The 26,950-nt window shown below is 35.4% G+C and carries 23 protein-coding genes; 12 read left to right on the forward strand and 11 right to left on the reverse strand.

From position 1 onward, the window contains the following. Positions 1 to 16: 16 nt before the first annotated feature. Entirely contained in the window at positions 17 to 1,000 is a 984-nt protein-coding gene (locus FLB_RS10525) for a UDP-glucuronic acid decarboxylase family protein (RefSeq protein WP_064716084.1), read from the reverse strand. A gap of 291 nt (positions 1,001 to 1,291) precedes the next feature. Here FLB_RS10525 and FLB_RS10530 point away from each other — a divergent pair, with 291 nt between their 5' ends. Beyond that, positions 1,292 to 2,398, forward strand: coding sequence for a glycosyltransferase (locus FLB_RS10530; RefSeq protein WP_064716085.1), 1,107 nt, complete (start codon positions 1,292 to 1,294; stop codon positions 2,396 to 2,398). Here FLB_RS10530 and FLB_RS10535 read toward each other — a convergent pair. Genes FLB_RS10535 through FLB_RS10570 form a run of 8 tightly spaced genes read right to left on the reverse strand, consistent with a single transcriptional unit; the run spans position 2,334 to position 11,693 of the window. After that, on the reverse strand, positions 2,334 to 3,638 hold the full coding sequence (locus FLB_RS10535) for an O-antigen ligase family protein (protein WP_064715924.1): 1,305 nt from the start codon (positions 3,636 to 3,638) through the stop codon (positions 2,334 to 2,336). The two genes, FLB_RS10530 and FLB_RS10535, sit on opposite strands and share 65 nt — an antisense overlap. Beyond that, a complete protein-coding gene (locus FLB_RS10540) occupies positions 3,610 to 4,674 on the reverse strand; it encodes a hypothetical protein (protein ID WP_082923266.1) in 1,065 nt (354 codons plus the stop codon). Before FLB_RS10540 ends, FLB_RS10535 begins: the two co-directional genes overlap by 29 nt. 26 nt (positions 4,675 to 4,700) lie before the next feature. Beyond that, positions 4,701 to 6,011 carry an MATE family efflux transporter gene (locus tag FLB_RS10545; protein ID WP_064716087.1) on the reverse strand — a complete coding sequence of 437 codons (1,311 nt, stop codon included), beginning with the start codon at positions 6,009 to 6,011 and terminating at the stop codon, positions 4,701 to 4,703. A 31-nt stretch (positions 6,012 to 6,042) separates the two neighbouring features. Beyond that, positions 6,043 to 7,026 (reverse strand): hypothetical protein, encoded by a 984-nt coding sequence (locus tag FLB_RS10550; protein ID WP_064715925.1) that lies wholly within the window; start codon positions 7,024 to 7,026, stop codon positions 6,043 to 6,045. Positions 7,027 to 7,034: 8 nt separating this feature from the next. Continuing rightward, positions 7,035 to 8,714, reverse strand: coding sequence for a DUF6909 family protein (locus tag FLB_RS10555; protein ID WP_064715926.1), 1,680 nt, complete (start codon positions 8,712 to 8,714; stop codon positions 7,035 to 7,037). A gap of 45 nt (positions 8,715 to 8,759) precedes the next feature. Further along, complete coding sequence (locus FLB_RS10560; protein ID WP_197488956.1) at positions 8,760 to 9,656, reverse strand: carboxypeptidase-like regulatory domain-containing protein; 897 nt, start codon at positions 9,654 to 9,656, stop codon at positions 8,760 to 8,762. Position 9,657: 1 nt separating this feature from the next. After that, positions 9,658 to 11,148 carry a GH3 auxin-responsive promoter family protein gene (locus tag FLB_RS10565; protein WP_064715927.1) on the reverse strand — a complete coding sequence of 497 codons (1,491 nt, stop codon included), beginning with the start codon at positions 11,146 to 11,148 and terminating at the stop codon, positions 9,658 to 9,660. A gap of 38 nt (positions 11,149 to 11,186) precedes the next feature. Further along, on the reverse strand, positions 11,187 to 11,693 hold the full coding sequence (locus FLB_RS10570) for a hypothetical protein (protein WP_064715928.1): 507 nt from the start codon (positions 11,691 to 11,693) through the stop codon (positions 11,187 to 11,189). 210 nt (positions 11,694 to 11,903) lie between these two features. On the opposite strand from FLB_RS10570, the gene tatA reads away from it, so the two are divergent. From tatA to FLB_RS10610, 8 genes are all read left to right on the forward strand, one after another. Beyond that, on the forward strand, positions 11,904 to 12,083 hold the full coding sequence (tatA, locus tag FLB_RS10575) for a twin-arginine translocase TatA/TatE family subunit (protein WP_064715929.1): 180 nt from the start codon (positions 11,904 to 11,906) through the stop codon (positions 12,081 to 12,083). A gap of 349 nt (positions 12,084 to 12,432) precedes the next feature. Then, positions 12,433 to 12,795: an S-adenosylmethionine decarboxylase family protein gene (locus tag FLB_RS10580; protein ID WP_064715930.1), complete on the forward strand. Its 363-nt coding sequence runs from the start codon at positions 12,433 to 12,435 to the stop codon at positions 12,793 to 12,795. A gap of 3 nt (positions 12,796 to 12,798) precedes the next feature. Beyond that, positions 12,799 to 13,995 (forward strand): DUF4178 domain-containing protein, encoded by a 1,197-nt coding sequence (locus FLB_RS10585; protein ID WP_064715931.1) that lies wholly within the window; start codon positions 12,799 to 12,801, stop codon positions 13,993 to 13,995. Between the two features lie 16 nt (positions 13,996 to 14,011). Beyond that, positions 14,012 to 14,191 carry a hypothetical protein gene (locus tag FLB_RS10590; RefSeq protein WP_035717397.1) on the forward strand — a complete coding sequence of 60 codons (180 nt, stop codon included), beginning with the start codon at positions 14,012 to 14,014 and terminating at the stop codon, positions 14,189 to 14,191. Between the two features lie 14 nt (positions 14,192 to 14,205). Then, positions 14,206 to 14,421 carry a DUF350 domain-containing protein gene (locus FLB_RS10595; protein WP_064715932.1) on the forward strand — a complete coding sequence of 72 codons (216 nt, stop codon included), beginning with the start codon at positions 14,206 to 14,208 and terminating at the stop codon, positions 14,419 to 14,421. Continuing rightward, positions 14,414 to 15,934 carry a polyamine aminopropyltransferase gene (locus tag FLB_RS10600; RefSeq protein WP_064715933.1) on the forward strand — a complete coding sequence of 507 codons (1,521 nt, stop codon included), beginning with the start codon at positions 14,414 to 14,416 and terminating at the stop codon, positions 15,932 to 15,934. The genes FLB_RS10595 and FLB_RS10600 overlap by 8 nt, the downstream gene beginning before the upstream one ends. Then, positions 15,909 to 17,537 (forward strand): FAD-dependent oxidoreductase, encoded by a 1,629-nt coding sequence (locus FLB_RS10605; RefSeq protein WP_082923270.1) that lies wholly within the window; start codon positions 15,909 to 15,911, stop codon positions 17,535 to 17,537. Before FLB_RS10600 ends, FLB_RS10605 begins: the two co-directional genes overlap by 26 nt. Beyond that, positions 17,515 to 18,543, forward strand: a complete 1,029-nt coding sequence (locus FLB_RS10610; RefSeq protein WP_064715934.1) for a hypothetical protein — start codon at positions 17,515 to 17,517, stop codon at positions 18,541 to 18,543. Before FLB_RS10605 ends, FLB_RS10610 begins: the two co-directional genes overlap by 23 nt. Positions 18,544 to 18,744: 201 nt before the next feature. Here the strand turns inward: FLB_RS10610 and FLB_RS10615 are convergent, their stop codons facing one another. Continuing rightward, positions 18,745 to 21,399 (reverse strand): MGH1-like glycoside hydrolase domain-containing protein, encoded by a 2,655-nt coding sequence (locus FLB_RS10615; RefSeq protein ID WP_064716090.1) that lies wholly within the window; start codon positions 21,397 to 21,399, stop codon positions 18,745 to 18,747. Positions 21,400 to 21,660: 261 nt separating this feature from the next. Here FLB_RS10615 and trpS point away from each other — a divergent pair, with 261 nt between their 5' ends. Further along, the gene (trpS, locus tag FLB_RS10620; protein WP_064715935.1) at positions 21,661 to 22,641 is read left to right on the forward strand and encodes a tryptophan--tRNA ligase; all 981 of its coding nucleotides are present in this window, start codon (positions 21,661 to 21,663) and stop codon (positions 22,639 to 22,641) included. A 527-nt stretch (positions 22,642 to 23,168) separates the two neighbouring features. Next, positions 23,169 to 24,308, forward strand: a complete 1,140-nt coding sequence (locus FLB_RS10625) for an ATP-binding protein (RefSeq protein WP_064715936.1) — start codon at positions 23,169 to 23,171, stop codon at positions 24,306 to 24,308. On the opposite strand, the gene FLB_RS10630 is transcribed toward FLB_RS10625, so the two are convergent. Further along, positions 24,291 to 24,563 carry a DUF1294 domain-containing protein gene (locus FLB_RS10630; RefSeq protein WP_064715937.1) on the reverse strand — a complete coding sequence of 91 codons (273 nt, stop codon included), beginning with the start codon at positions 24,561 to 24,563 and terminating at the stop codon, positions 24,291 to 24,293. The two genes, FLB_RS10625 and FLB_RS10630, sit on opposite strands and share 18 nt — an antisense overlap. Positions 24,564 to 24,618: 55 nt before the next feature. Here FLB_RS10630 and FLB_RS10635 point away from each other — a divergent pair, with 55 nt between their 5' ends. Continuing rightward, positions 24,619 to 26,742, forward strand: a complete 2,124-nt coding sequence (locus FLB_RS10635; RefSeq protein WP_064715938.1) for a Tex family protein — start codon at positions 24,619 to 24,621, stop codon at positions 26,740 to 26,742. Positions 26,743 to 26,950 lie beyond the last annotated feature (208 nt).

Raw genomic sequence — 26,950 nt, forward strand, 5'->3', positions numbered from 1 at the left:
AAAATGGGCTTTGGGATTAAAAAATATATTTCGAAAAATCCTTATGTTCTTCCTTAGACAACTCTTCTTTCGAAAGCGATTTGAAATAATCATAGGTAATTTTCATTCCTTCAGCACGATTCACTTTGGCCTCCCAACCCAATAATTCTTTGGCTTTGGTAGTATCGGGTTGACGCTGCAAAGGATCGTTTATTGGCAATGGATGATACACCACTTTTTGAGAAGTGCCCGTTAATTTGATGATTTCCTCGGCAAAATCTTTAATCGTAATTTCGTCTGGGTTTCCAATATTTACAGGATATACATAATCCGAATGCAACAATCTAAAAATGCCTTCCACTTGGTCATCTACATAACAAAAAGAACGCGTTTGCATCCCATCGCCAAAAATAGTCAAGTCTTCGCCACGAATCGCTTGCCCAATAAATGCTGGAATGACGCGACCGTCATTGAGACGCATTCTTGGTCCATAAGTATTGAAGATACGAACAATTCTAGTTTCTACTCCGTGAAACGTGTGGTAGGCCATCGTAATCGATTCCTGAAAACGTTTCGCCTCGTCATACACACCACGAGGACCAATAGTGTTTACGTTGCCGTAATATTCCTCAGTTTGCGGATGTACTAAAGGATCACCGTATACCTCTGAAGTGGATGCGATAAGAATTCGGGCTTTTTTAACTCTCGCCAATCCCAATAAATTATGAGTACCTAATGACCCCACTTTTAAGGTTTGAATCGGGATTTTTAAATAATCGATAGGACTGGCTGGCGAAGCAAAATGTAAAATATAATCCAACTTTCCGGGAACATGCACAAACTTGGTAATATCGTGATGGTAAAACTCAAAATGTTCTAATTTAAATAAATGTTCTATATTCTTTAAATCTCCCGTAATCAAATTATCCATCCCAATTACGTGGTATCCCTCGTTAATAAAACGATCACACAAATGCGATCCCAAAAATCCAGCTGCTCCAGTGATAAGTATTCTTTTCATTGCTTCCATAATATTGAATAACAAATGTAATTGATTTGAAGAAAACTCAACCACAAACCTCGCCATTCTTTTACTCTAGAAGCAGCCAGCAAAGGCATTTTAGGTTACATCGTCCCGTGATCCGCTATATCTTTGCTTTTTTTCTTTAAAAAAGCAAAGGATGCCGCTACTCCCGGGGCTAAGGAGCTACAACAGGCATTTTTGGCATTATTTTTTACTCAATTACAACCAGATGTTAGTATAAGTTCTCAAGAAAACTTTATTTTTGTTTTCCAAGCAAAAAGAAAAAAATTGAAAGTTGTACATATCATCGAAGCATTAGGCGGAGGCGTTTATACCTATTTTGAAGATCTAACCCATCATTTTGAAAAAGAAACTATCCGTCAAAAAGTGTCAACTTTCATACTCTATAGCGACAAGCGCAAAGAAATTGATCCGCAAAAAGTAGCCCAATTGTTCGCTGCCCTCCCAAATAAAAAAGTAGCGATGAAACGAGAAATTAGCCCTATTTCCGACCTCAAAGCCATACAAAACTTAATCCATGAACTTCAAGCAATCAAACCCGATGTGGTCCATTTGCATTCCTCCAAAGCTGGAGTCCTAGGAAGAATCGCATGCTGTTTTCTCAACCCAAAACCTCTAGTTTTTTATACGCCCCACGGTTATGCTTTTCTACGCACCGATAGTTCTCCTATGGCCAAAAAAACATATTGGTACATCGAGAAATTATTTCAAAAAATCTTCGGAGGAATCACTATCGCTTGTGGTGACTCTGAGTTTGAATTAGCAAAACAACTAGGAAAATCCGAAATGATTCGAAATGGAATCAACATTTCGAGTATTCAACTCTATTTACAACCCTTTGTTAATCCAAAATTAACCATCGGAACCACAGGAAGAATTACTGCCCAAAAAAATCCAAAATTATTTAATTCAATTGCCTTACAATTTCCAAACTATCAATTTGTTTGGGTCGGTGATGGCGAAGAACGAGAACAGCTTACAGCATCAAATATAAAAATAACCGGTTGGTTTTTAGATAAACAAAAAATTTATGAGCACTTAAATTCTTTCGATATTTATCTTCAAACATCGCTTTGGGAAGGATTATCCATCGCCATACTTGAAGCTATGGCGTTACAAAAACCAATTGTTGCTACACAAATTGCTGGGAATATTGATCTCATTCTTCCCAACAAAACTGGCTTTTTGTTCCAAGAAACGTCAGAACTAACAGAATACTTCAAAACATTGGAAGATCCAAAGGTTAGATCCGAAATTGGCAAAAATGCCCAATCAAGATGCGCTAATTTATTTGATACAACCAAAAACTTTACGGCACTTCAGGCATTGTACGAACGGTATTTTTTTGCTGCAACCAAAGACTTCCAAAAATAGAAAACCAAAAGCCGCTGAACGTAATTCCATCAAAACGCAACAAAAAATCATCCGTTAAGTTCGAAGTGAAAAAAAGAAAAAAGAACGAAAAGACCAATGCATTTTTTAAATCAATTCCCAAATAGCCAATTGTACCAATATAAAGCAAAACGACAAGCGGTCCTAAAACACCAAATTTTAATAAAAAATCAAGAAACTGATTGTGGGTAGGAAAAGCATATTCCGCCAAAAAATACTGATGGGTTTGTTTATAATACTTCACCAATTCTGGTTTTCCATCCGAAGCACCCACGCCAAAAGGCAAATGCTGTAACGATAACTCCCAAGCCGATTTCCAGATAGAAACTCTGGTTACCAAAGAATTAAAAACCTTTATTTCGGGGTGATCAATTTCGTCTAGTTTTCCGACCTTGTCCATATAAGCAAACGTCACGGCACCATATTTTTCTTTCATGTAAGGATTTTTTTGAACAAAGAGTATTAAAATTCCGAGCACTACTCCACCGATGGCAACACTATACAACATCATTTTTTTTAAATTAAAATGCGCTAAAAAAAACGAGAACACTACCAATAAATAACCTGTAAGTACATTGAATAATGCCATTCGAGTATTGACCAAAAGCACAAAGAAAAAAGAAAACACAAACACCAAAACGGATAAAATGGAAGTTCTATAATCCTTTTTTATTTGCCAAGAATCTAATAACAAATACAAAGCCGCTACACTCACAAAAGCCAAGTGCATATTGAGTGCAGGCGCATGAATTCCGATAGAATTAGCAAAAACATACCCCATTTCCCAAAGGTGAACGCCATGCCAATACTTGGTGACGTACTCTGGAAAAACCAATAGAAACCGAAGCGTAAAAACAATCATTACTAAAGTCGTACCATTCACATAATACCGCAACAATTTTAAAAAAGAAATCCTTTGGTAATTCCCCAAAATAAATAAGGGAAACAGGACCAATGCCGACGTTTTTTCAATAGATTTAATGCCTTGAACCAAAGAATCATTGTTCCAAAAAAACACTAATTCTAACAAAAAAGGGGAAGCGATGATAGTTGCTAAAATCAAGGCCTTTTTGGACCATTGTGTTTTCTTAAAATAGAAAATATTAAAAACCGCAAAAGCAAAAATTAACCAAGTACAAGGTTTCCTGAAAATTAAGGTACAAGCAATGGCTACCAAAAAAAAGGAGAAAATTTTATTGAAATTCTTTTCGGAAATGGTCATAGTATAACGCGTAATAAATTAGTGGAAAAATCCCCATTTTGTGTCGAATTGCTGATCCCAAATCCGGTTCAAAAACACCTTGCAGTATAAAAAATGAGAAGACAAAAAGAAGCATCCACAACTCGTAAACGTATTCTTTTTTGTCTTTTATACAACGCGCCAATCGAACCAACAAAATATAAAAAAGAAACAGTTGCCAAATTACGAAGAGGACGATTTGTGGTTTCAAAAAATGCTTTAGCCCATTTAAAGGCAGGTTTACTGTAAAAAAACCATATAGAATTCCAATGATTTCACCATACCATGTATCCGTTTTTACTGGTGATAAAATGATCGAATTGGCATCAGGCGAATTCAATCGAGCCAAATTTAAGAACTCACGCGTTTGCTCTGATAAAAATTTACCTTGTATTACTCCGTAACTCAAAGACAACAAAATCATAACTCCAATACCATAACACAAGGTAGCAAAAGTTCGATTTTGGATTTTAATACAAGAAATCCAATACATACTCATGGCAACAATAGGAAGTAATACAAAATAAGGACGATATACCGCACCAAAAAAAACAAAAAGCAATAAGGCAATTAATAAGTTCGTTTTGAAATTAAAAATTTTCTTTTGAAACAAGAAGACAATAGTAGAAAGGTACAAAAAAGTCAGAAACTCTTTTGAAGGCATTGAAATAAAAATAGCAATAATCGAAAAAGAAAAATACACTAAAACGTTCTTAATCGTAATTTTTTCAAAGGTACTTGGAATGCCAATTTTGTAAAGAATCAGCATCAAAATTGGAAATTGAATCAAAGCAATCACAGCAAAAGGCAAATAACGTAAACCCGTTATTTTATAAAACAAAATCGTCAGTGGATAACTTCCAAAATAGCCTATTTCATTGCCTTTGTCATACGCTATGATGGCAGCATCGTAAAAGAATTTTGGTGGTAAAAAAAAACTCGCGGCAAAGGCAAGTCCCAAATTGAGACCGAAAAGAAGTAAAAAAGTAGCGGTGTTTTTTTTTATGATAAAAGACATTTTGATGATAGTAAAAAATTTAGAAATTAACTCAAAAACAACTTAATACCGTCTTTAAAATATACAAAAAGTGCCGTACTAAAATTCCAAAACAAAGCACTGACCGAAAAAGCTATCGCACCTCCTATCATTCCGTACGAGGGAATTAAAAAATAGTTTAAAATAAAATTAAGCAAAAGCGCTAGTAAAACAATCCGTTGAAAAATGTGTTGTCGGCCTGTCATGTTCAGATAAACAGGAGCCGATCCAAAAAAAGCACAAAACCCTTGTCCCAAAACCAACACGAATAAAGCTTCTTTCGCAACTACATAATTAGAACCAAAAAATTGCAAAATAAACTCTGGAAAAATAAGCAACGCAAAAACTGCAGGTAGAGTAATTGCTACTATTAATCGGGAACTATTTTGCACAATTTGCTGCACTTTATCTATTTCTTTATTCGAAAAACTGGCTGCTATAGCCGCCGAAACAGTAATGTTTACCGTCAAAATGATAACAGACAACAACGTCATTAACTTGACCGCCACAGCATAATAAGCGACAGTAGCGTCTCCAAAATACTTTTTTAAAAACAGGATATCAAAACTCATCATCAAAAAAATAGCCATTCCGCTTACAGCAATAGGAAAGGAATGTGTGATAATCTCTTGAGAAGAAAAGCAATCAGTGGAACAAGTAGCTGGTTTTTTGGTAAAAAAATAAAAAGTCAATACGGTGGTCAAAATTCCCATAAAAACAAAACTCAGCAAAAAAGCATCTACCAAATAGGGTTCTAATTGCCATTGCACTAATAAAAAAGCAACTACAATTATAGGTAAGTATTTGAAAATATTCCGAAATAGTTCAGCTGCTGCTATTTCCTCTAACGCCCTAAAAACCTCAACATTTAGAATTGAAAGTCCATAAAAAAACAAGGCTGCCGAAGCTTTTAACAAAAGGAGATAAGTTGCATCGTCCGAAAAAAATTGTGTAATTACAGAAGCATCCAATACTGCTATAAAAACCAATAAAAGTAGGGAAGCAAAAAACAGCATCAAGACCATTTTTAGATATACTTTTTTCAAATGTCCCAAAGAAAAATCCGGATACAAACGCCCTTTGAAATACAATATGGATTGATCAAAACCCAATAAACAAATACTCCCGATAGCAAAAAGAAATGTGCGAACAAAATCATATTGCCCTACTATCTTAGGTGTATACTTTTGCGTTAAAAACAACGTAAAACCAAACAAAAGCACAACCCCAAAAACCCTAATGAACAAGGTTAGCAGACTTTGCCTAACTACAGGATTTTGAAAGGTCTTAAGGAAATGAAAGCGAAGAGTTCTTAACACATTAGGTTTTGTTTGTAAAAGAAAGAGATTTTTATGAAGCTGCTGTTTTGGATTTAGCCAATTGCTTTTGATAAAATCGGATGAACAAACGAATAAATACAAACAATAATACCAGAAATAATGGCAATACAAATTTCATTACGCCGTTTACTACCTTTGAAGTAGTACTGTTCAACGTGAAGGTTATCTCTTTGATTGTTTTTTGAAAGTTGATTACTTTCAACCTATTCTTACTCTGTTCAAATAACACATCTCTTTTAGATCTTATAATATCATTGAGTTGGGTGTTTTCGTTGTAGTACATGAGCTTGTCATTTTTCAAACTACTTTTTACATTGGCCGAAAACCCATTAAGAATTCCGTTAATTTGTTGAATAATGGTATCATTTTGTGCAATAGTTTGTTTCAAATTTGCGACTTCCACCTCCTGTATTGCTGAAAAATAGTCTGATTGATTGAGATAATTCATCAATGGAGTAATCAATTCCTTCTCATTGGTGATTCCAACAGTAACAACTGCTATATTATGGTAGGTGTAGTTTTTACTGGTAATATTATCCTCAAGTACCTTTTTTACCTCGCCCACTTCGGCCATTAATTTAATCAACTCAAAGTTGCGTTCTTTTTCTTCAATAAATTTATAGACGTCGGCAATAGGTTTAATTTCAATTTTTCTCAGCGCCTCGGGATGTATTAATCCCACTTCTTTTTGTAAAAAAGCGGCATCTCCAGCATTAATTTTAGATTGAAGCAGATTGATTTTAGCATACAAAAAATCGACGCTCCCAAAATTGGGAATCACCGTGATTTCATGGGTATACAGTTTATTGCTTTTATCCAAAAATAATCCAAAACCAAAACCAATGATAAGCAATGCAGCCACTATTTTCCATTGGTGTACAAAAAACTGAATGCAATTGAACAACAAAGTATTCAAACGTTCGAAACCCTTTTTTACTTTGGTGGTTATTTGAAATACGTCAATTTCTGAATCGCTATGCGAGGGTGTATTCATATCTTAATTTAAAGAGTATTCAAAATTTGTTCTAAAATTTTTATGGTAATCAAATACGTTGGTTTTACGCCAGTAGTTCCCAATCCTCCAGAGGCTAAGGTACTTCCTGTTTCTAACGGATTATCAGAAGCGTAGTAAGCATAACGCACTTTGATGTCTTTTGGTACACTCTTTCTGATTTTAGAGGCCGATTGTATCGCTTTTTGGTAATACGACCCTTCCATTTCTAGGCCTATTACTCCCCAAGTAGACTCATGAAAAAACTTCAATAAATCTCTATTTTGAAGCGATGTACCCAAAACAGTTACCATAGGTCCTGCAAACACAGCAATGTCATTGCCTTCGAACATTTCGGCGGTTAATTCATTTTCAAAGAAATAATTATCTGCTGTTCCTTCGTTGATATGGGCATTTGGAATCATAATATCGCCTTTGCCTCCTTCGAGAATTCCAGCTTTTCCCATAATAGAAACCGACTGTACATTGAGCAAGGTCTCTTTTTTGTAGGGTTTTAATAATTCATCGATGGTTTCATAAGCTTGTTCGCCAAAAGCATAATCCATAACAATCAAAACAGGTGCTTTGTCACCTAATTCTGCCTTTGGAAAAGCGGTTTTAGACCAATCAATTTTGGCGGTATCAAACAATTGTACATCGATATTAGTTCCTGAAGTATCGGGTAGAAATACCATTCCGTTTTTCTCAGCCAACGTTTCTACTTGCTTACGCAATTCTTTGGCGCCTGATTTACTCAATTCTTCATAAATCACAAAATCAGATTTGTCCTTAAACTTTGATTTTAATAGCGGCGTGGCAAATATGGAATTCATCACACTGTGCATGTTGGCACTAATAACATGTATAGGTCGGTCCAATAAGTTGTTGGCTTTTAAAACCTCTTTGATATTATTGGCCCAAATTTCTCCATGAATGTGATGCCCCAAACGTTCTCTCAAAATAGGACTAAAAGTGATGGTTCTTTTGTTGTTGTCTACTACTTCTTCGATGGCTAATTTTCCTAACCAATAAATCACATGCAGAAAACGATCAGGTGCATTTTCGGAACCAAAGGCATCATAAATAGCTAACACATCTTCAAAGGTTCTTCCCAAAATATTAGACGCATGCGAAATGGCTTTTTCTTTTTCGATTTGGGTAAGCTTCTTGGTTTGGTTTACGGCGGCTTGTAGTTTTAACCAATCTCTTGACACCTCGCCAGCATCATCGAGCAAAACGCGGTTTTTAATTTTATGGGATTCGATAAAAATAAAAGTCAAATGCGTCAAAATATCATAAATATCAGAACGTCCTCGAGTGATTTCGACATTCATTTGCTCTTCGTCAATTCGGTAGCAATTTCTTCTTCTCTTTGGCGGAACAATGGCCTGAAAATGGGATTTTGCATACCCCTCTTCGGAGGTTAAATTTATAAAACGACACTCCTCGATCCCAATTGGAAGTCGTTCAATAACATATAAAAGTCCGTTAAGTTCTACTTTTTCCTCGGCTATATTACCATAAATTTCGGGACGTAAAGCCAATAAAGCTTCGCGTAAAGTATCGCCCGAAACCCCCATTGGTTTGTAAAACCCACGGTTGAATAAATGGCGAATGGTAATGTACATTTTTTCTATAGCCGCAGACGATTCTTGCGCTCTAGATCTTGATATATGTTTGGTTGTATTCATCTTGTTTGTTTTTTATCACTTTTCAAAGGTAAGTAAAAGTTTTTTTTAGTTGGTTAACGTTAATTTCATCGCTAATTCTAAATATTTATCCTTGTAGCGATCTAAAAAGGTCTGAGAATTTTTAAAATTACTAATTCGCCATTTTCCTTTATAATATGTCCAAGTGGATGTTTCTTCACTAGGAATAGTCCCGATTCTAGGATCATAATACACACCATCAAATCTTTTGGATCCTTCATTGACCTTTGTAAATTTAAACTCAAAACGGTTGTCATCAATTATTAACCATTCAACAGCAACGAAAAATCCATTGGATGGTACTTTTATTTTATACGATTCCAAATCAATTTCTGTATTCTTTTTTCCTTTTTTAACTGGAACAATAATATTTTGAGCAGTCAAATCATTTCCAGGACTTCCATCAGGATTAACTTCAAAAAAACGCAATACAAATTTGGCGTTTTCTTTTTCAGCCTTAGTAAGTACTTGCAAATTTTTTAGAAAAGAATGCTGTTCCATTTCTTTAGTAAATGGAAAAAATTTAGCCACAATAAAAGGAGAAGTACCGCAGGCGAAATAATGATTAATCAATCCCTTTTTATAATTTCCAATTACAATTTCGGAATCGTGTTTTGGAGGTGCAATGATAACCTCGTTTAATGCAATTGCTTCATTTTTGAGAACAACACTTTCAATTTTGTCGGCTTTTATTTTTTTGGGTGCAAATCCCAAAGCCGAAAAAACCAATATTTTATCCGACGTTGTATTGATAGTAAAAGTGCCATCTAGTTCTGATGTGGTTCCAATGTTTTCATTTTCCGCCCAAATGTTTACATAAGGAATGGGCTGACCTGAAATACTGTCTTTGACAACACCTTTTAATTTCGAAAAACTACATTGAAATGCAAAAAGCAGCATCCAAATCCAATACTTATTTCTCATTTTAATTTTTATTTTCAAAAAAGGCAGCAATTTTTCGATCATTACTCAATCTCGGAATTTTATTTTGTCCACCCAATTTTCCAATGGATTTCATATAGTCTTGGAAACCGTTTTTGGCGACTTTGGTGATAACTACTTTTCGCAAAACGTTGCCCACAATCAAATCATCATAATAAATGTTTTGCTTGCGCATGGCTTGGTCAATAGCTTCGGCAAAAGCAACCTCATCCTCTGGTTCGTTTTCAAATTCAATAAACCATTCGTGATACGGTAATCCTTCTTTTGGCGTAATCTGTGGCGCCACCGTAAATTCATTGATGCGAATATTGGTACCTTGAATTGCTTCTTGCAGCGCACTTTCTACCTCTTTGCCAATCACGTGTTCCCCAAAAGCAGAAATGTAATGTTTGATTCTACCCGAAACAATAACGCGATAAGGTTTCAATGAAGTAAACTGTATTGTATCACCAATATTGTAGCCCCAAAGCCCCGCATTGGTCGAAATAATCAGTACATAATTTACGCCCAATTCGACTTCGCCTATGGTGTAACGCTTTGGATTCTCGGTAAAAAAGGCATCACTTTTGATGAACTCATAAAAAATTCCGGAGTTCAACAGCAACAACATTCCTTTCTCTTTTTGAGCATCTTGGTAGGCAAAAAAGCCTTCGGAGGCAGGGAAAAGTTCGATGCTATCTACTTTTCGACCAATTAAATTTTCGAATTTGGCGCGATACGGTTCAAAATTAACGCCTCCATAAATGAATAAATTGAAATTTTGAAACAATTCTCCAACTGGTTTTTGAGCCTTTTGTTGCAATTTTTCGAAATACATTTGTACCCAAGACGGAATTCCAGAAATCACGCGCATGTCTTCTTTTATGGTCTCTTCCACAATAGCATTGACTTTGGTTTCCCAATCTTCAATACAATTGGTTTCCCAAGAAGGCATTCTGTTTTTTTGCAAATAACCCGGAACAAAATGAGCAGCTATGCCTGATAATCTTCCCAATTTGATGCCGTTTTTCTCGGTTAAAATTGGACTTCCTTGCAAGAAAATCATTTTTCCATCTACAAAATCAGCATTGCCTGTTTCGTGAATGTAATGCAAAATGGCGTTTCGAGAGGCTTGAATATGTGTAGGCATCGACTCTTTGGTTAGCGGAATGTACTTGGCACCCGATGTGGTTCCAGAAGTTTTGGCAAAATAAAGTGGTTTACCTTTCCACAACACGTTTTCTTCTCCATTTACTACTCGGTCTACATAAAGTTTTAATCCTTCGTAATCTCGAATAGGAACATTTTGAACAAAATCATCATACGATTGTATTTGCTCAAAATGATGGTCCTTCCCAAATTGAGTGTTCTTGGCTTCTTTTATCAATTGTTTAAAAACAGCTTCTTGCGTAGCAACGGGATGCTGTGCCCATTCTTGTGTTTTTCGGACTATTTTTTTTGCAAATAATTTTGCTGCAATGGCTTTTATTGACATTTATTTTGAATTTAAAACAAGCTGTTTTTTGATCGTTTTTACTTTTTCTTTTTGTGGGATGCAGCCTTCGTAGTGCCCTTGTTTTCTTCCTCAGCGACTTCTTTTCTTAAACTTAATTCTTCTTCTGAAGCTTTGAGTGATTCCGAAGGAATTGTTGTTTGCGTTTGTGCCAAAATAGAATCTTTATTGAAGGTGGCATGTTCTAATTTACCCGTGAGTACTTTTTGGATGGCTTTGAGGTAAGCTTCATTTTTCTCAAGTGCTTGAGTTAACGAATCCGTTTTAAGTGCCAAAATCGTAGCTTCTTTTTTTAGCTGTGTAGAAGCATATCCAGGAATGTATTCTCGCAACGGGGTAAAAGCAATAAGTACGGTTGTCATGGTAATTAAAAAAATAACGCCTAAAGTTCCCGCTACAAATACATTCAAAAGACTCAATTTGATTGAAAACAACTCCTCAAAGGTTTCTTCATTGATTAGAATCAACCGTTTTTTCATGAATGCGACTTGCTTAAGATGATTCGGTAACAAACGATTTTTAAACATAATTCTTTTTTATTTGGACAAATATAACGATTAATGGTTGTTTGCCTTAAGCAGCTTTATTGTAATTATGGTGTTGACAACCCAAATTTATCAATATTTAACGCGAATGCGGATAAATTATTCCTTCAAAATCAAAACAGATTAAGGAATTCTATATACATTTGCAGCATTAATTAGTACAAATTTGTTTCGGCAATAAAAAATACAATCATGGGAAGATTTGGAGTTACAGAAATCCTAGTTATACTAGCTGTTGTTTTATTACTTTTTGGAGGTAAAAAAATTCCAGAATTAATGAAAGGTTTAGGAAGTGGCATTAAAGAATTCAAAAACGCCGCCAAAGACGATCAACCGGCTACTACTAAAAAAGAAGAAGAAACAAAAGAATAAGCTTTTCAAAAGTAAAAAAACAAATTCCAAACTCCTTACTATTCGTGAGGAGTTTGGATTTTTTGTTTTGGTAATGAATGTTTTGGTTATTGTTTTTCTAAGTAAGAGCTTCATGAATAAAAAATTGCCCTTCAAACTATTCTCTTTTTTAAAATAAAGACTGTATTCGAATGACTATGGATTTGTAACTAAAGAAGTCTCTGCGGAATTTGGGTTCATTTTATCCAAAGAAAATGTATAGAATTGATGTTTTAGTTTAATATTTTCTTTATTTAGAATTATTGGAAATGTAAAAATGCTATATTCGTAAAAAATAAAAGTATAGTTTAGCCCCAACAATGCCTAGTTAATGACTACAAACGACTATTCCCCTGGTTTACACAAACTTGTAACACTCGAAGTACAAGATCTTACTAAATTGACCTCGAGTGAAAATTTCATCAGTTTTTCTAAAAATTTAATAGCAAAATATCAACTAGAAAAAGTGGGGATTAGTGAACATATTTTCGAAAACAATAGTTTCACCATAGCCATTTGTTTAAAAGAATCTCATATTTGCATTCATACATGGCCTGAATTCAATCAATTGACTTTAGATGTATATTTGTGTAACTATTTGCAAGACAATACACAAAAAGTAAAAGACATTACACAAGAATATATCAGCTACTTTGAAGCAAAAATTCTAAAGGAATTCGAAATTAATAGATAATACATGACTGTCCCTTGTTTTAATTGTAATACTACTACAACTCTTGAGGTAAATTTTGAAGTTGAAGTTTTTGCTTGCCCTGCTTGTGATTATGTTTATAAAAACAAAGAAGGTGCAGGTCTTTCGCTTTATATGAAGTCTCAACCCTGCTTCTTTGAAAATACATTTGAGATTGGCAAAACTGCCGTATTTGATAATATTGAGTATCAAGTAACTGGATTAGTGATCAAATCACACCAAGACTTTGAGTGGAGAGAGTACATTCTACAAGCAAAAAATGGCAGCTTTTTATACCTCTCTGAATCTGATGGGCATTGGATTCTTCTAAACGAGATTACTTTTGATACTAAAGTTGGTAATCATCCTTTAACAGTAGAACATAACGAAATCACTTATGATCGCTACGATTACTATTATCCAAAGCTAGTCGCCTCAAAAGGTTTCTTTGATTTTGATATTTATAAAAATGTTGAACTTATAGAATATATTCATCCACCCTTCTTACTTAGTTTTGAAAAAGTTGGCCATCAACAAACAGCTTTCTTAGGAAAACATATTTCTACTAGAGCGATAAAAAAAGCTTTCGCTACTACTTCTTTACCAACAAAAAAAGGCATTGGTCAAGTGCAACCCTTTCTTATAAATGTTAGAAATACAGCTCTTATTTTTTGTGGTATTGCTTTTTTAATTTTGATTACGCATTGGTTCCTTAACAAAGATCGTGTTGAACAAAAGGTTCTCGATACCTCCATTGCGTTTGATGAATATGCTAAAAAAGATTTTATTACCCCATCTTTTGAACTAAAAGGAAGTTCAGCTCCATTGACTATTCAATTGCATTCTAACGTTGATAATTCTTGGGCTAATGTTCAAGTAGCATTGATTAATGAAAAAAATGGCGACGAAGTTTATGCTAACAAGGATATAGAATACTATCATGGCTATACCGATGGTGAAAATTGGACGGAAGGTGATACTTCTGAAGAATTTAATATTTGTGGAGTCGCTGCTGGTAAATACCATTTGGCCATTACCCCGATGAAAGCAACTGAAGACGCTCAAAATCAAACGGTTCAAATTCAAGCGAGTTGGTCAAGTCCTTCTACAAGAAATGTCTGGATGATTTATATTTTTATGACCGTATTTGTCGTTGCTATTTATTATTTAGAAAAGTCATTTGAACAAAAAAGATGGGAATAATCATTTTAAATACAATATGGAAAAAGTAAAAGAATTTGTGCAATCCAACTTCATTGCACTGCTCGTAGGAGGTTTATTTTATGCGCTTTTTGTGTATTACAATTGGCAAGGCAATAGCATTTGCGATTGCGAAACCACGGAAAACTATCGACCTGCACAAGGCAATCGCTCAGTAAATCATTTTTATCACAAATAACTAAACAAAATACTATGGAAATTTTAACTATGAGACCTATTTTAGCATCTATTGTCTTTTCGCTTATAGGAATTGCAATTTTATTGATTACCTATTTTATCATCGAAAAATTGACTCCCGAAAATACTTGGTCTCAAATTTCAAAAAATAATAATGTGGCTTTGGCGATTGTTTTTGGAGCCTTCATCATTGGGATTTCGATGATCATTAGTGCCGCAATTCATGGGTAAAAAGATTTTAAAATTTGAATATTTATTACTTTTTGCCGTATTCACCATTGCTACTTGCGGATTAGTTTACGAACTCGTCGCGGGTACTTTGGCCAGTTATTTATTGGGTGATTCGGTAAAACAATTCTCGTTTATCATAGGAGTTTATCTTTTTTCGATGGGAATTGGCTCCTACTTTTCAAAATTTTTGACCAAAAATCTGCTCAATACTTTTGTTGAAATTGAAATTTTGGTTGGATTAATTGGAGGGTTGAGCTCCGTGATTTTGTTCCTGCTTTTTGAAAGTATTAATTCCTTTCAGTTTATACTTTACTTCCTTGTTTTTGTAACCGGTTGTTTGGTAGGATTAGAAATTCCACTGTTGATGAATATTCTGAAGGACAAAGTCGAATTTAAAGATTTAGTCTCAAACGTTTTTACTTTTGATTACATTGGAGCTTTATTGGCTTCCATATTATTTCCCTTGGTTTTAGTGCCAAAACTAGGCATTATGGGGACTTCCTTATTCTTCGGAATGATCAATGTATCTATTGCAATTGCCCTATGTTACTTGCTCAAAAATGAGTTGAAAAAAGTGCATTTGGTTCGAAGCAAAGCCATACTTTCCTTTGTAATTTTATTAGCTGTTTTTATTTTCTCTGATAAAATTTTGTCCTTTTCAGAAGGGAAACTCTATGGTGAAAACATTGTTTATACCAATACCACTCCTTACCAAAGAATTGTTTTAACACACAACAAAAGCGACTACCGTCTGTACCTCAACAATAACTTACAGTTTAGCTCAACCGATGAATACCGCTACCACGAAGCGCTGGTGCATCCCGCATTGTCAATGGCAAAAAGCGTGTCGAATGTTTTGGTTTTAGGCGGCGGTGATGGACTTGCCGTTAGAGAAATCTTGAAATACAAAGAGGTGCAAAAAGTAACTCTTGTCGATTTAGATGAAGGAATGACCAAAATGTTTAAAACCAATACCATCTTATGCGGTTTTAATGCTAATTCGCTCAATAATCCTAAAGTGGCTGTTTTTAATAAAGACGCCTACATTTGGGCAAAAAATTGCCAAGAAAAATTTGATGTCGTGATTATCGATTTTCCAGATCCATCGAATTACAGTCTAGGTAAATTGTATTCGCTTAATTTTTATGCTACGATTCAAAAACTTTTAAACCAAGATGCTGTGGTCGTTATTCAAACCACATCGCCTTATTTTGCACCCAAATCTTTTTGGTGTATTAATAAAACGGTAATGCAAGTTTTTCCACAAATTGATGCGTATCACGCTTATGTTCCATCGTTTGGAGAATGGGGTTTTACCATCGCCATTAATGGTTTTGGAACTACATTTAATACCGTAAACCGAAAAGTGGATGCTTTGCGTTTTTATAATTATCAATTTGATAAGTTCAATTATTTTTCTCAAGATATGATTTCAAAAGACATCGAAATCAATCGATTAGATAACCAAATTTTAGTACGCTATTTCGATGAAGAATGGGGAAAATTACAATAATTCAAGAAGAAACTTTCTCAAAATAATAACCACTTCGCTACTCGCAATTCCTCTATTGGAGGCGTGTAAAGAAAAAGTGGTTACTCTTTTGATTCGATTATCAGGAACCAATCATATTTTGGGGCATCGTCTTAGAGTAAAAAATTTTCCTAAACCATCAAAAGAAATTACCGTTCCATATCTAATTATTGGTGGCGGAATTTCTGGATTGAGCGCAGCCAGACAACTCACTAAAAAAGGAATTACTGATTTTTTAATGGTCGAATTAGAAGATCATTTAGGTGGCAATTCATCCAATGGCGAGAACCAGTATTCTAAATATCCATTGGGAGCCCATTATTTACCTTTACCGAATTTAGAGGACAAAGCTTTATTGCAATTTTTAGAAGAAGAAAAAATCATCTTAGGTTATGATTCCAAAGGGTTTCCAAAATTCGATGAAACCCAACTCACTTTGGCTCCAGAAGAACGTTTGTTCTATAGAAATAATTGGCAAGAAGGAGTTGTTCCAAAGGAAGGAAATACTGCCGCTGAAGATCAAGAATTCGTCCGATTTTTCAAAGTAATGGATGGTTTTAGACAACAAAAAGATAAAAAGGGAAAATATTGGTTCACGATTCCACTTGCTGAATCCTCCCAAAATAAAGAAGTAAAAGCATTGGATACTTTGACTATGCAACAATGGTTTGAAAACCAAAATTTTACAGCAAAACCTCTTTATAATTATATTGATTATTGCTGCAAAGATGATTTTGGTTTAGGAATCGCCTACGTTTCTGCTTATGCAGGTATTCATTATTTTGCCGCAAGAAAACAAAATGCTTCCGAAGAACATCAAGATTCGGTGCTCACTTGGCCTGAAGGAAACTCAAGATTAGCCAATCACCTGAAAAAATATGTAAAAGGAAAATCATTAAAAAACCACTTGGTTTTCGAAATTGAAAATGATACCCACAAAGCAGTTGCCAAAGTTTTTGATAATGAAACCAAAACTACCATTGCAATAACCGCGAAAAAAATTATACTTGCAACGCCTCAGTTTGTAAATCAATACTTGTTGAAAGACCGAAAAGATTTGGCTTCACATTTTCATTATACTCCTTGGCTTTTGGCTACTTTAGTTGTGTCTGATATAAACGATAACGGAAGCTTTCCTTTGTGTTGGGATAATGTAATTTATGGTTCAAAAGGTTTGGGATATGTTTACGACCAACATCAATCCCTTCAACAACTACAGGATAAAAAAGTAATCACTTATTATTACAGTTTCTCTAGTGCGGATTTGAAAAAAACACGCCGAGAAATGTATAAAAAGACTAAAGAATATTGGAAACAAATGGTTTTTGATGATTTAAAAATAGCCCATCCCAATATTGAATCTCAAACAGAAAGCATTGAAGTTCATTTATTAGGTCACGGAATGATTAGTCCTGTTCCTAATTTTATTTTTAGTGATGCCAAAAAAGAAGCTGCAAAACCTATCGCCAATACGCTGTTTTTTGCTCATAGTGATGTATCGGGTATCTCTATTTTTGAAGAAGCCTTTCATCAAGGAATTAACGCAGTAAATACAATGCTCGATGCAACAACCTTGGATTCATAAAGCCAAAACAGATAGTATATTTATCTTATCGCCTTCCTTTTTGGTGGTTGCTATTGTATTTCTATTTCAAAAACAGCTGCAACAAATAGAAACTAAGTATTCCTTTTACACTTGGCTCTTTCTAATTGTTTTTATCGATGTCGCACACGTTTACGCTACTTTATTTAAAACCTATTTTGTTGCAAGCGAATTTCAAAAAAGAAAAAAATTACTAATCGGTTTGCCTATTGTATGCTTTTTAATTGGAATCGTTTTGTTTTCTTTTGGGAGTAAAGTCTTTTGGTCTGTAATGGCATATATAGCTGTTTTTCATTTCATCAGACAGCAATATGGCTTTATGCGTTTATATGCACGAAATGAATCTAAAAAATGGGCTTGGGTAGACAATGTGGTGATTTATACCGCAACAATTTACCCCATGCTGTATTGGTTTTTATCGTCTCCAAGGGAATTTAATTGGTTTGTTGAAAACGAATTCTTGCATTTCGAAAGTCCTTTCTTAATTATGGTTTTAAGCTGGATTTATGGTTGTGTACTTCTTTTTTATGTACTCCGAACAAGTTACTTTGGCGTTAAGAATAATTATATCAATATTCCAAAAAATGCAATACTACTAGGAACCATTTTGTCTTGGTTTTTTGGAATCGTCTATTTTAATAACGATTTGATTTTTACTTTGCTTAATGTCGTTTCTCACGGCATTCCTTACATAGCGCTTATTTATCTCAATGAAATCGATAAAAAAACATCCAAAGAATTGCATTCGTTATACTATTTCAAACATTTTAAAGGACTTTTACTTTTCATCGTCGTTTTGCTTTTGATTGCTTTTTCTGAAGAATATCTTTGGGAAATTTTAGTTTGGAAGGAACAATTGTCAGGTACTACAGAAGATTTTTCAAATTGGTATTTTGTAATTGTACCCTTACTAACCGTTCCACAATTTACTCATTATCTCTTGGATGGATTTATTTGGAAGAAAAGCAACCTCTCAAAAAGGGAATAATTTTTTTTACGTAAACCTAAACTTCATTGGAAATAGTCTTCAAATAGAAAAAGTGCTGTTTTCTACAAACTTCTATTTCTTAGACTGAATCGATTAACAACATGCTTTACTTACTTCTAAGAAAACTTTAAATTTTTCCCAACCCTCAATTTAAAATAGTAAAAAAAGAGTACTATCTCGGATGGAAATAGTACTCTACATTTAAATTTGTTCCGAATCGTTATTCAAATGATGAATGATTTCGGCAATAAGTCCCGTCCATCCTGTTTGATGATTGGCGCCTAATCCTTTTCCGGTATCGCCATCAAAATATTCAAAAAACAAATGATTCGAATTAAAGTTGGGGTCTTTTTGAAACTTTTCATAAGGCCCATACATCGGTATAAATTGCTCTTTATTAGGCACAAAAAGTGAGAGTAAACGATTCGCCACGCCATCAGCTGCATCTTTTATATTCATCATTACTCCTGAATGCGTTGGAAACTCTACTTTGTAGTCGTTTCCGTAATAGTTACAGAATTTCTCGAGTGAGTCCAAAATCAAATAGTTCATTGGAAACCAAATTGGGCCACGCCAATTGGAATTTCCTCCAAACATATCTCCAGTAGCTTCGGCAGGTGTATAATCTACTTGAACGGTTCCTCCATCATAGGTAAATCGATAAGGATGTTCTTTATGAAATTTAGACAACGAACGAACACCAAAATCAGACAAAAATTCCGATTCATCGAACATACGTTTCATAATCATCTTCATTCGGTGCCCACGAAGAATAGACAATAACTTGCTCTCTCCTTTTCCGGGATTGTACCAACTAGAAACTAAAGCAGCCAAATCTGGTCGGTTTGAAATAACCCATTCCACTCTACGCTTGAAATCTGGCAATTGGTCTAACAACTCTGGTGTTAAAACTTCAACCGCAAAAAGTGGAATCAATCCCACCATCGAGCGCACTTTGAGTAATTCGGCTTCGCCATTTTCTTTATGCAACATATCATAATAGAACTGATCGTCTTCGTCCCAAAGATTCAATTTGTCTCCACCAATGGCTTGCATAGCACCCGCGATATGCAAAAAGTGTTCAAAAAACTTAGAAGCCATATCTTGATACACCGGATTTTCAATCGCAATTTCACAAGCAATTCGCAACATATTCAGGCTATACATTGCCATCCACCCCGTTCCATCGGCTTGTTCTAAATGTCCACCTGTTGGTAAAGCCGCCGATCGGTCGAAAACCCCAATATTATCCATTCCAAGGAATCCGCCTCCAAAAATATTGTTTCCTCCCTCATCTTTCAGGTTGACCCACCAAGTGAAATTGAGCAGTAGTTTATGGAAAATACGTTCCAAGAAAAAACGATCGCCTTTGCCGCCATTCATTTCTTTATCAATTTCATAGACTTTCCAGGTTGCCCAAGCGTGTACCGGAGGATTCACATCCGAGAACGACCATTCGTAAGCCGGAATTTGTCCGTTGGGATGCATATAATATTCTCTCAAAATCACTGATAATTGACGTTTGGCAAAATCGGGATCCAATCGTGCCAGAGGCAAAGTATGAAAGGCCAAATCCCAAGCGGCAAACCAAGGATATTCCCATTTATCAGGCATTGACAAAATATTAGAAGCATACAAATGTTTCCAAGTATTATTTCTTCCTTTACTTCTATTCGCATCGGGTTTAGGCATTGAAGGATCACCTTTAATCCACTCATAAACATTGAAATAATACCATTGTTTAGTCCACAACATTCCAGCATAGGCCTGACGTTGTACCGATTTCAAATGCTCCTCTTTGATGTTTTTTTGCAAACTATTATAAAACAAATCAGCTTCCTTAAGCCGTTGTGCATAAATGGCATCAAAATCCTCAAAAGGTTCTTTTGGCGACTGGTTGGTAAATCGCAATCGGATTACTTTTTTCCCTTTGGCAGGAATAATTTGTTCGTATTTTGCAGCAGCTTTAGTTCCAATCTTGTTCGGATTTACGGTGTCTTTTTGGGCATTGATTATATAATCGTTAATACCGTCTTTGGTATATTTTGTTAAGTTCTCAGATTGATACAAACGTTGAAAATTGGTTTCGTTTTCACAAAAAAGCAGTTCATCCGCATTTTCTGCATACAATGTAAAATGTCCGACCAAACGATGATTGACTTCGATTACGGACTTTCCGTTGCCCACCAAAGAAGGTTTGTGCTTGTAATTGTCATAGCCCCAGCACCAAGTATTTCGGAACCAAATCGTAGGCAAAACCGTAATGGGAGCCGCCACATCCGATTGATTTTCGATTGTAATTTGAATCAAAATATCCTGCTCATCCGCTTTGGCATACTCAATACTTATGTCAAAATAAGCATCTTTATCAAAAATACCCGTTTCCAAAAGTTCGTACTCAGGTTGCTGACGATTGCGCTTTTTCGATTCTTTGACTAATTTTTCATAAGGAAACGCCGCCTGTGGATACTTGTACAGCATTTTTTGGTAGGAATGCGTAGGCGTCGCGTCTTGGTAATAATAAATTTCTTTGACATCTTCTCCATGATTGGATTCGTTTCCAGTGAGTCCAAAAAATCGCTCTTTAAGAATTTTATCATTGTGATTCCAAAAAGCCAAAGCAAAACAAATGTGCTGTTTATTATCTGAAATGCCACCTATTCCTTCTTCTCCCCATCGATAGGCTTTGGAACGCGCCATATCGTGCGTAATACTATTCCATGCATCTCCATTGGCAGAATAATCTTCTCTTACCGTTCCCCATTGTCTTTCGGTTAAATAAGGCCCCCATTTTTTCCAGCCTTTATTATCTTTTCTTTCGAGTAATCGGGCTCTTTCTGCGTCTATCTCAGTCATAACTCTATTTGCTTTTGTATTTTGCAATTTATTGAAATACGGTCAAAAAAAGAGCAAAAAATCCATAAAAATCCCTAATCAATTCTTTTCGATTGATTTTTTTTCGAAGTGTAAAATTCTAAATCGCTAAATCCTGTTCATTTGAAAAGGTTTTCTGAGAAATGAACAACGCCTTTTTGAATCCTTTATCCTAAAATTTTTGCCAAAAATGATAGGAAAGCGGGCAAACTTTGCGAACTTTGCGATTCAGAAACTACAACAATGGCAAAAATATTAACGGGAGTTCAAAGTACAGGAACGCCACATTTAGGAAACTTATTAGGCGCAATTATACCCGCAATTGCATTATCGAATGATCCAAAAAACGAATCATTCCTTTTTATCGCCGATTTACATTCGATTACACAAATCAAAAATGGCGAAACCTTAAGAAACAATACTTACAGTACCGCAGCGGCTTGGCTAGCTTGTGGATTAGACGTAAACAAAGTTACCTTTTACAGACAATCCGATGTGCCTCAAACAGCAGAATTGTCTTGGTACTTGAGCTGTTTTTTTCCTTTTCAACGTTTGACTTTAGCACATTCTTTCAAAGACAAATCCGATCGTTTAGACGATGTCAATGCTGGATTGTTTTCGTATCCAATGTTGATGGCTGCCGATATTTTATTGTATGATGCCGAATTTGTACCTGTTGGGAAAGACCAGTTGCAACACCTCGAAATCACTCGTGATGTAGCTTCTAGATTTAATCATCAAATGGGAGAAACCTTCGTGTTACCCGAAGCCAAAATCCAAGAAGACAGCATGTTAATTCCTGGTACCAATGGCGGAAAAATGAGCAAATCAGCCAATAATATCATTAATATTTTCTTGGATGACAAAACATTGCGCAAACAAATTATGAGTATCGAAACGGATAGTACGCCATTAGAAGAACCCAAAAATCCTGACACTTGTAAAGCTTTTGCTATCTATAAATTATTGGGCACTGAAGACCAAATAGCCACCATGAGAACCAATTATTTAGGAGGAAATTATGGTTATGGTCACGCCAAACAAGCCTTGTTTGAACTGATTGTAGAAAAATTCAAAACCGAAAGAGAACGGTACAATTATTACATCAATAACCTGGCAGAAGTAGACGCCTTATTGAAACAAGGTGCCGAAAAAGCAGCAACCATCGCCAATGGCGTTTTGGATCGCGTACGCTTGAAATTGGGTTTCGAGTCGTTACAGTAAAAAGTTGCTACTGATAAATAATGAAAAGGAATATTCCGAATTGGGGTATTCCTTTTTTGTTTCAAATACGTTTTGAAAATAAGCGCAAACCCAGGGCATTCGCATTTAAAAAAAGTTAGCCACAAATTACACCAATTGACACTAATTGTCATCGAAACTGAAATTGAATGTCACGAATTCCAGCAATAGTAATAATTCGTGTCATTAAAACACATTTTAATTCGTGATTCATTAGTGAATTGCTTCGCCTATTCGCTACCGCTCGGGTCGTGGTGGATATTTTTAAAAGCGAATGCACTGGCGCAAACCCCTGAAGCAAATTTTGTTACTTAACCTCTTTTTCATAAAAAACAAGCAGGACATTTCAATAATTGGCTACAAATAGTATAGCACTACATTTTTCAACTGATCGAATTAATGTAAATTCTGTCAACCAACTGACTGAATTTACATTAATTCAGTCAATCAACTGACTGAATTTACATTTTTTTAATTATATTTGCTTCTGAAATTTAAAATCTCAGGCGATGGAATTTTTAGAAAGAGGCATAGAATCCTTGTTTGCCAAAAAAGTGTTACCCAATAAAGTATTGTTATTATTAGGCGCAAGACGTGTGGGTAAAACGGCATTCATTAAAAATTATCTTTCTTCCATTCCAAAAACAGATTATTTGCAGTTAAATGGTGAAGATATTCAGGATGCAAATTTGTTGAAAGAACGTTCCGTAAGCAATTACAGCCGTCTTTTGGCAAACACCAAATTGTTAGTCATTGATGAAGCTCAAAATATTCCCGAGATTGGTTTGATTTTAAAGTTGATTGTGGATTCTATTGACAAAATAAAAGTTATTGCTACAGGCTCATCGGTTTTTGATTTGTCTAATAAATTAGGAGAACCTTTGGTGGGAAGAAAAAATACAATTTATCTATTTCCGTTGGCTCAGATGGAATTTTCCAACTATGAAAATTTCAAAGAAACCACTCAAAAATTGGAAGAACGATTGCTTTTTGGCTCCTATCCCGAACTCGAACAATACCCAGATTGGAATGACAAAATCAACTATTTGAAAGAAATACTCAATTCGTATTTATTGAAAGATATTTTGATTTACGAAGGGATTAAGCAATCTAATAAAATTTTAGATCTATTAAAGTTAATCGCTTTTCAAGTAGGGCAAGAGGTCTCTTTGCAAGAATTAGCCCGACAATTAAGTATTTCTAAAAACACGGTAGAGAGTTATTTAGACTTACTTTCTAAAGTGTTTGTTATTTATAAAGTGCCTGGCTTTAGCAGAAATTTGCGAAAAGAAATCACCAAATCCAACCGTTGGTATTTTTATGACAACGGGATTCGCAACGCTATAATTGCCAACTTTAGCCGATTAGAGGCTAGAACAGACGTAGGCGCCTTGTGGGAAAATTATTTGGCTTCAGAGCGTATAAAAAATCAAAATTATACTCAAAAAACAGTGACCAATTATTTTTGGCGTACGTATGACCAACAAGAATTGGATTGGCTTGAAGAAGAAAATGGAAATTTGAAGGGCTATGAATTCAAATGGAACGAAAACAGAAAAGCTAAAATCCCTACAGCCTTCGCAAAAGCCTATCTTGATGCGAGTTTTGAAGTAATCAATAAACAGAATTATTTAGATTTTATAGTCTGATGAAACAAAACAAATGGCCAAAATTTGCAATATCATTATCAACCAAAACTTCAAAAGATAACTAGTTTTACTTGTTTTATGTCTGAACAAAAGCATCGCTAATCCATTACCAACAGTTCCTCCGAAGAACACGAAGGTTAAAAGTGTTGTTTCGGGGATTCTTTGTTTATGACTTTTTGCTTGCTGTTTATCAAAAACAGTCAACAGAAAACCGATGACGTTCAGAATCAAAAAATAATACAATAAAATATCCATTGCGATACATTTACGCTCCAAAGATATTATTTTAGCTGTCCGAAAAATTCAAAAAATGACCAACCTACAATTCATCGCCCAAAAGGTAGCTACCGCAGCCATCAATATTCAAAACACCGTTCAATTATTACAAGAAGATTGTACGATTCCGTTTATTTCGCGTTACCGAAAAGACAAAACAGGCAATCTGGATGAAACACAAATCGAACAAATTGCCAAACTCCAAAAAGAGTACGAGGCCATCCTGAAACGAAAAGAAGCCATCGTAAAATCCATCGAAGAGCAAAACGCTTTGACGCCCGAATTGGATAAAAAAATCCAACAAAGTTTTGACCTACAAGACTTGGAGGATTTGTATTTGCCGTACAAAAAGAAAAAAAGAACCAAAGCCGATGTCGCTCGTGAAAACGGACTAGAACCTTTGGCCAAAATTATAATGGCACAGAAAAATGACGATGTCGATTTCTTGGCTACGCAATACTTAAACGACGCTATTGTCAATGAAGAAGCGGCTTTACAAGGCGCCCGAGAAATTATAGCCGAATGGATCAATGAAAATATTTATGTTCGTAAACAATTGCGTCGTTTGTACGAACGCAAAGCTAGCATCACCACCAAAGTAGTCAAAACGAAAAAAGACGAACAAGAAGCACAAAAATTCAACCAATATTTCGATTGGTCTGAACCGTTGACCAAAGCGCCTTCTCACCGTCTTTTGGCAATGCTGCGTGCCGAAAATGAAGGGTTCATTAAGTTCAAAATAGAAGCAGATATTGACGAAGCCTACGACCTAATCGACGAATTGGTGTTGAAAGGTCAAAGCCCAAGTACCCCACACGTACAATTGGCCATTGAGGATTCTTATAAAAGATTGCTGCAACCTGCTATTGCCAACGAAACCTTGCAAGAAGCCAAAGCCAAAGCCGATGCCAATTCCATTCAGGTTTTCGCGAATAATTTAGGGCAATTATTATTGGCTCCACCTTTGGGCGAAAAACGAATTTTAGCCATCGACCCTGGATTTCGTTCGGGCTGTAAAGTGGTTTGTTTGGACGAAAAAGGCGATTTGCTCTACAACGAAACCATCTATCCGCACGCCCCTCAAAATGAAACGGCGATGGCGATGAAAAAAATCAAATCGATGGTGAATTCTTATAAAATTGACGCCATTTCTATAGGGAACGGAACCGCCTCGAGAGAAACCGAATTCTTCATCAAGAAAATCGCTTTCGATAAGCCTCTTCAAGTATTTATTGTTTCGGAGGCAGGAGCTTCGGTGTATTCCGCTTCCAAAATTGCCCGTGAAGAATTCCCCAATTACGACGTCACCGTTCGTGGTTCGGTTTCTATCGGACGTCGTTTATCGGATCCTTTGGCCGAATTGGTAAAAATCGACCCAAAAGCTATTGGTGTAGGACAATACCAACACGATGTGGACCAAACCAAACTCAAAGAAGAATTGGATGCAACGGTAATTCGTTGCGTGAATTCGGTGGGGATTAACATCAATACCGCTAGCAAACATTTGTTGAGTTATGTGAGTGGTATTGGAGAAAAGCTGGCCGAAAATATAGTGACGTATCGTTCTGAAAATGGTCCTTTTGACGATAGAAAACAACTCAAAAAAGTACCGCGTTTGGGAGATAAAGCCTTCCAACAAGGCGCAGCATTTATCCGAATTGCCAATGGTAAAAATCCATTAGACAATTCTGCAGTACATCCCGAAGCTTATGCCATAGTAGAAAAAATGGCCAAAGATTTAAAAACTTCCGTTACTGATTTGATTGCCAACAAAGAAAAAATTGCCCTCATCAAACCCGAAAACTACGTAACACCCGAAATTGGGATTTTGGGTATCAAAGACATCCTCAAAGAGCTCGAAAAACCAGGATTAGACCCAAGAAAATCGGCCAAAATCTTTGAATTCGACCCTAATGTCAAATCCATTAAAGATTTGAAAACCGGAATGATTTTGCCGGGAATCGTAAACAACATCACCAATTTTGGTTGTTTTGTCGACATCGGAATCAAAGAAAGCGGCTTAGTACACATTTCCCAACTCAAAGCTGGTTTTGTGAGCGATGTCAACGAAGTGGTCAAACTCCACCAACACGTTGAAGTAAAAGTAACCGAAGTTGATGAAGACAGAAAACGTATTCAGTTGACGATGGTTATTTAAAAGTGAAAATCTCAAAAAAAAAATCCAAATTCCAAAATACTTCAACAAGCTCAGTATGACATTGGAATTTGGGATTTTACATATTGAAATTTAAAGAAACATTTTCTTTAATAAACTTCTTGGTTACTTCTCCTTCTTCAGTAGTAAGTTTTACAATTTAAACATGGTTCGTTTTGTTTTTATTATCTTTTGTAAATTTCATTTTTTT

Source organism: Flavobacterium succinicans, assembly GCF_001662485.1.
Lineage (GTDB): Bacteria > Bacteroidota > Bacteroidia > Flavobacteriales > Flavobacteriaceae > Flavobacterium > Flavobacterium succinicans_A.

Bases quoted from the DNA above. Each gene is read 5' to 3' on its own strand.
- FLB_RS10525 (WP_064716084.1), bottom strand. From the start codon at position 1,000: ATGAAAAGAATACTTATCACTGGAGCAGCTGGATTTTTGGGATCGCAT.
- FLB_RS10535 (WP_064715924.1), bottom strand. From the start codon at position 3,638: ATGACCATTTCCGAAAAGAATTTCAATAAAATTTTCTCCTTTTTTTTG.
- FLB_RS10540 (WP_082923266.1), bottom strand. From the start codon at position 4,674: ATGTCTTTTATCATAAAAAAAAACACCGCTACTTTTTTACTTCTTTTC.
- FLB_RS10550 (WP_064715925.1), bottom strand. From the start codon at position 7,026: ATGAATACACCCTCGCATAGCGATTCAGAAATTGACGTATTTCAAATA.
- FLB_RS10555 (WP_064715926.1), bottom strand. From the start codon at position 8,714: ATGAATACAACCAAACATATATCAAGATCTAGAGCGCAAGAATCGTCT.
- FLB_RS10560 (WP_197488956.1), bottom strand. From the start codon at position 9,656: ATGAGAAATAAGTATTGGATTTGGATGCTGCTTTTTGCATTTCAATGT.
- FLB_RS10565 (WP_064715927.1), bottom strand. From the start codon at position 11,148: ATGTCAATAAAAGCCATTGCAGCAAAATTATTTGCAAAAAAAATAGTC.
- FLB_RS10570 (WP_064715928.1), bottom strand. From the start codon at position 11,693: ATGTTTAAAAATCGTTTGTTACCGAATCATCTTAAGCAAGTCGCATTC.
- tatA (WP_064715929.1), top strand. From the start codon at position 11,904: ATGGGAAGATTTGGAGTTACAGAAATCCTAGTTATACTAGCTGTTGTT.
- FLB_RS10580 (WP_064715930.1), top strand. From the start codon at position 12,433: ATGACTACAAACGACTATTCCCCTGGTTTACACAAACTTGTAACACTC.
- FLB_RS10585 (WP_064715931.1), top strand. From the start codon at position 12,799: ATGACTGTCCCTTGTTTTAATTGTAATACTACTACAACTCTTGAGGTA.
- FLB_RS10590 (WP_035717397.1), top strand. From the start codon at position 14,012: ATGGAAAAAGTAAAAGAATTTGTGCAATCCAACTTCATTGCACTGCTC.
- FLB_RS10595 (WP_064715932.1), top strand. From the start codon at position 14,206: ATGGAAATTTTAACTATGAGACCTATTTTAGCATCTATTGTCTTTTCG.
- FLB_RS10600 (WP_064715933.1), top strand. From the start codon at position 14,414: ATGGGTAAAAAGATTTTAAAATTTGAATATTTATTACTTTTTGCCGTA.
- FLB_RS10605 (WP_082923270.1), top strand. From the start codon at position 15,909: ATGAAGAATGGGGAAAATTACAATAATTCAAGAAGAAACTTTCTCAAA.
- FLB_RS10610 (WP_064715934.1), top strand. From the start codon at position 17,515: ATGCAACAACCTTGGATTCATAAAGCCAAAACAGATAGTATATTTATC.
- FLB_RS10615 (WP_064716090.1), bottom strand. From the start codon at position 21,399: ATGACTGAGATAGACGCAGAAAGAGCCCGATTACTCGAAAGAAAAGAT.
- trpS (WP_064715935.1), top strand. From the start codon at position 21,661: ATGGCAAAAATATTAACGGGAGTTCAAAGTACAGGAACGCCACATTTA.
- FLB_RS10625 (WP_064715936.1), top strand. From the start codon at position 23,169: ATGGAATTTTTAGAAAGAGGCATAGAATCCTTGTTTGCCAAAAAAGTG.
- FLB_RS10630 (WP_064715937.1), bottom strand. From the start codon at position 24,563: ATGGATATTTTATTGTATTATTTTTTGATTCTGAACGTCATCGGTTTT.
- FLB_RS10635 (WP_064715938.1), top strand. From the start codon at position 24,619: ATGACCAACCTACAATTCATCGCCCAAAAGGTAGCTACCGCAGCCATC.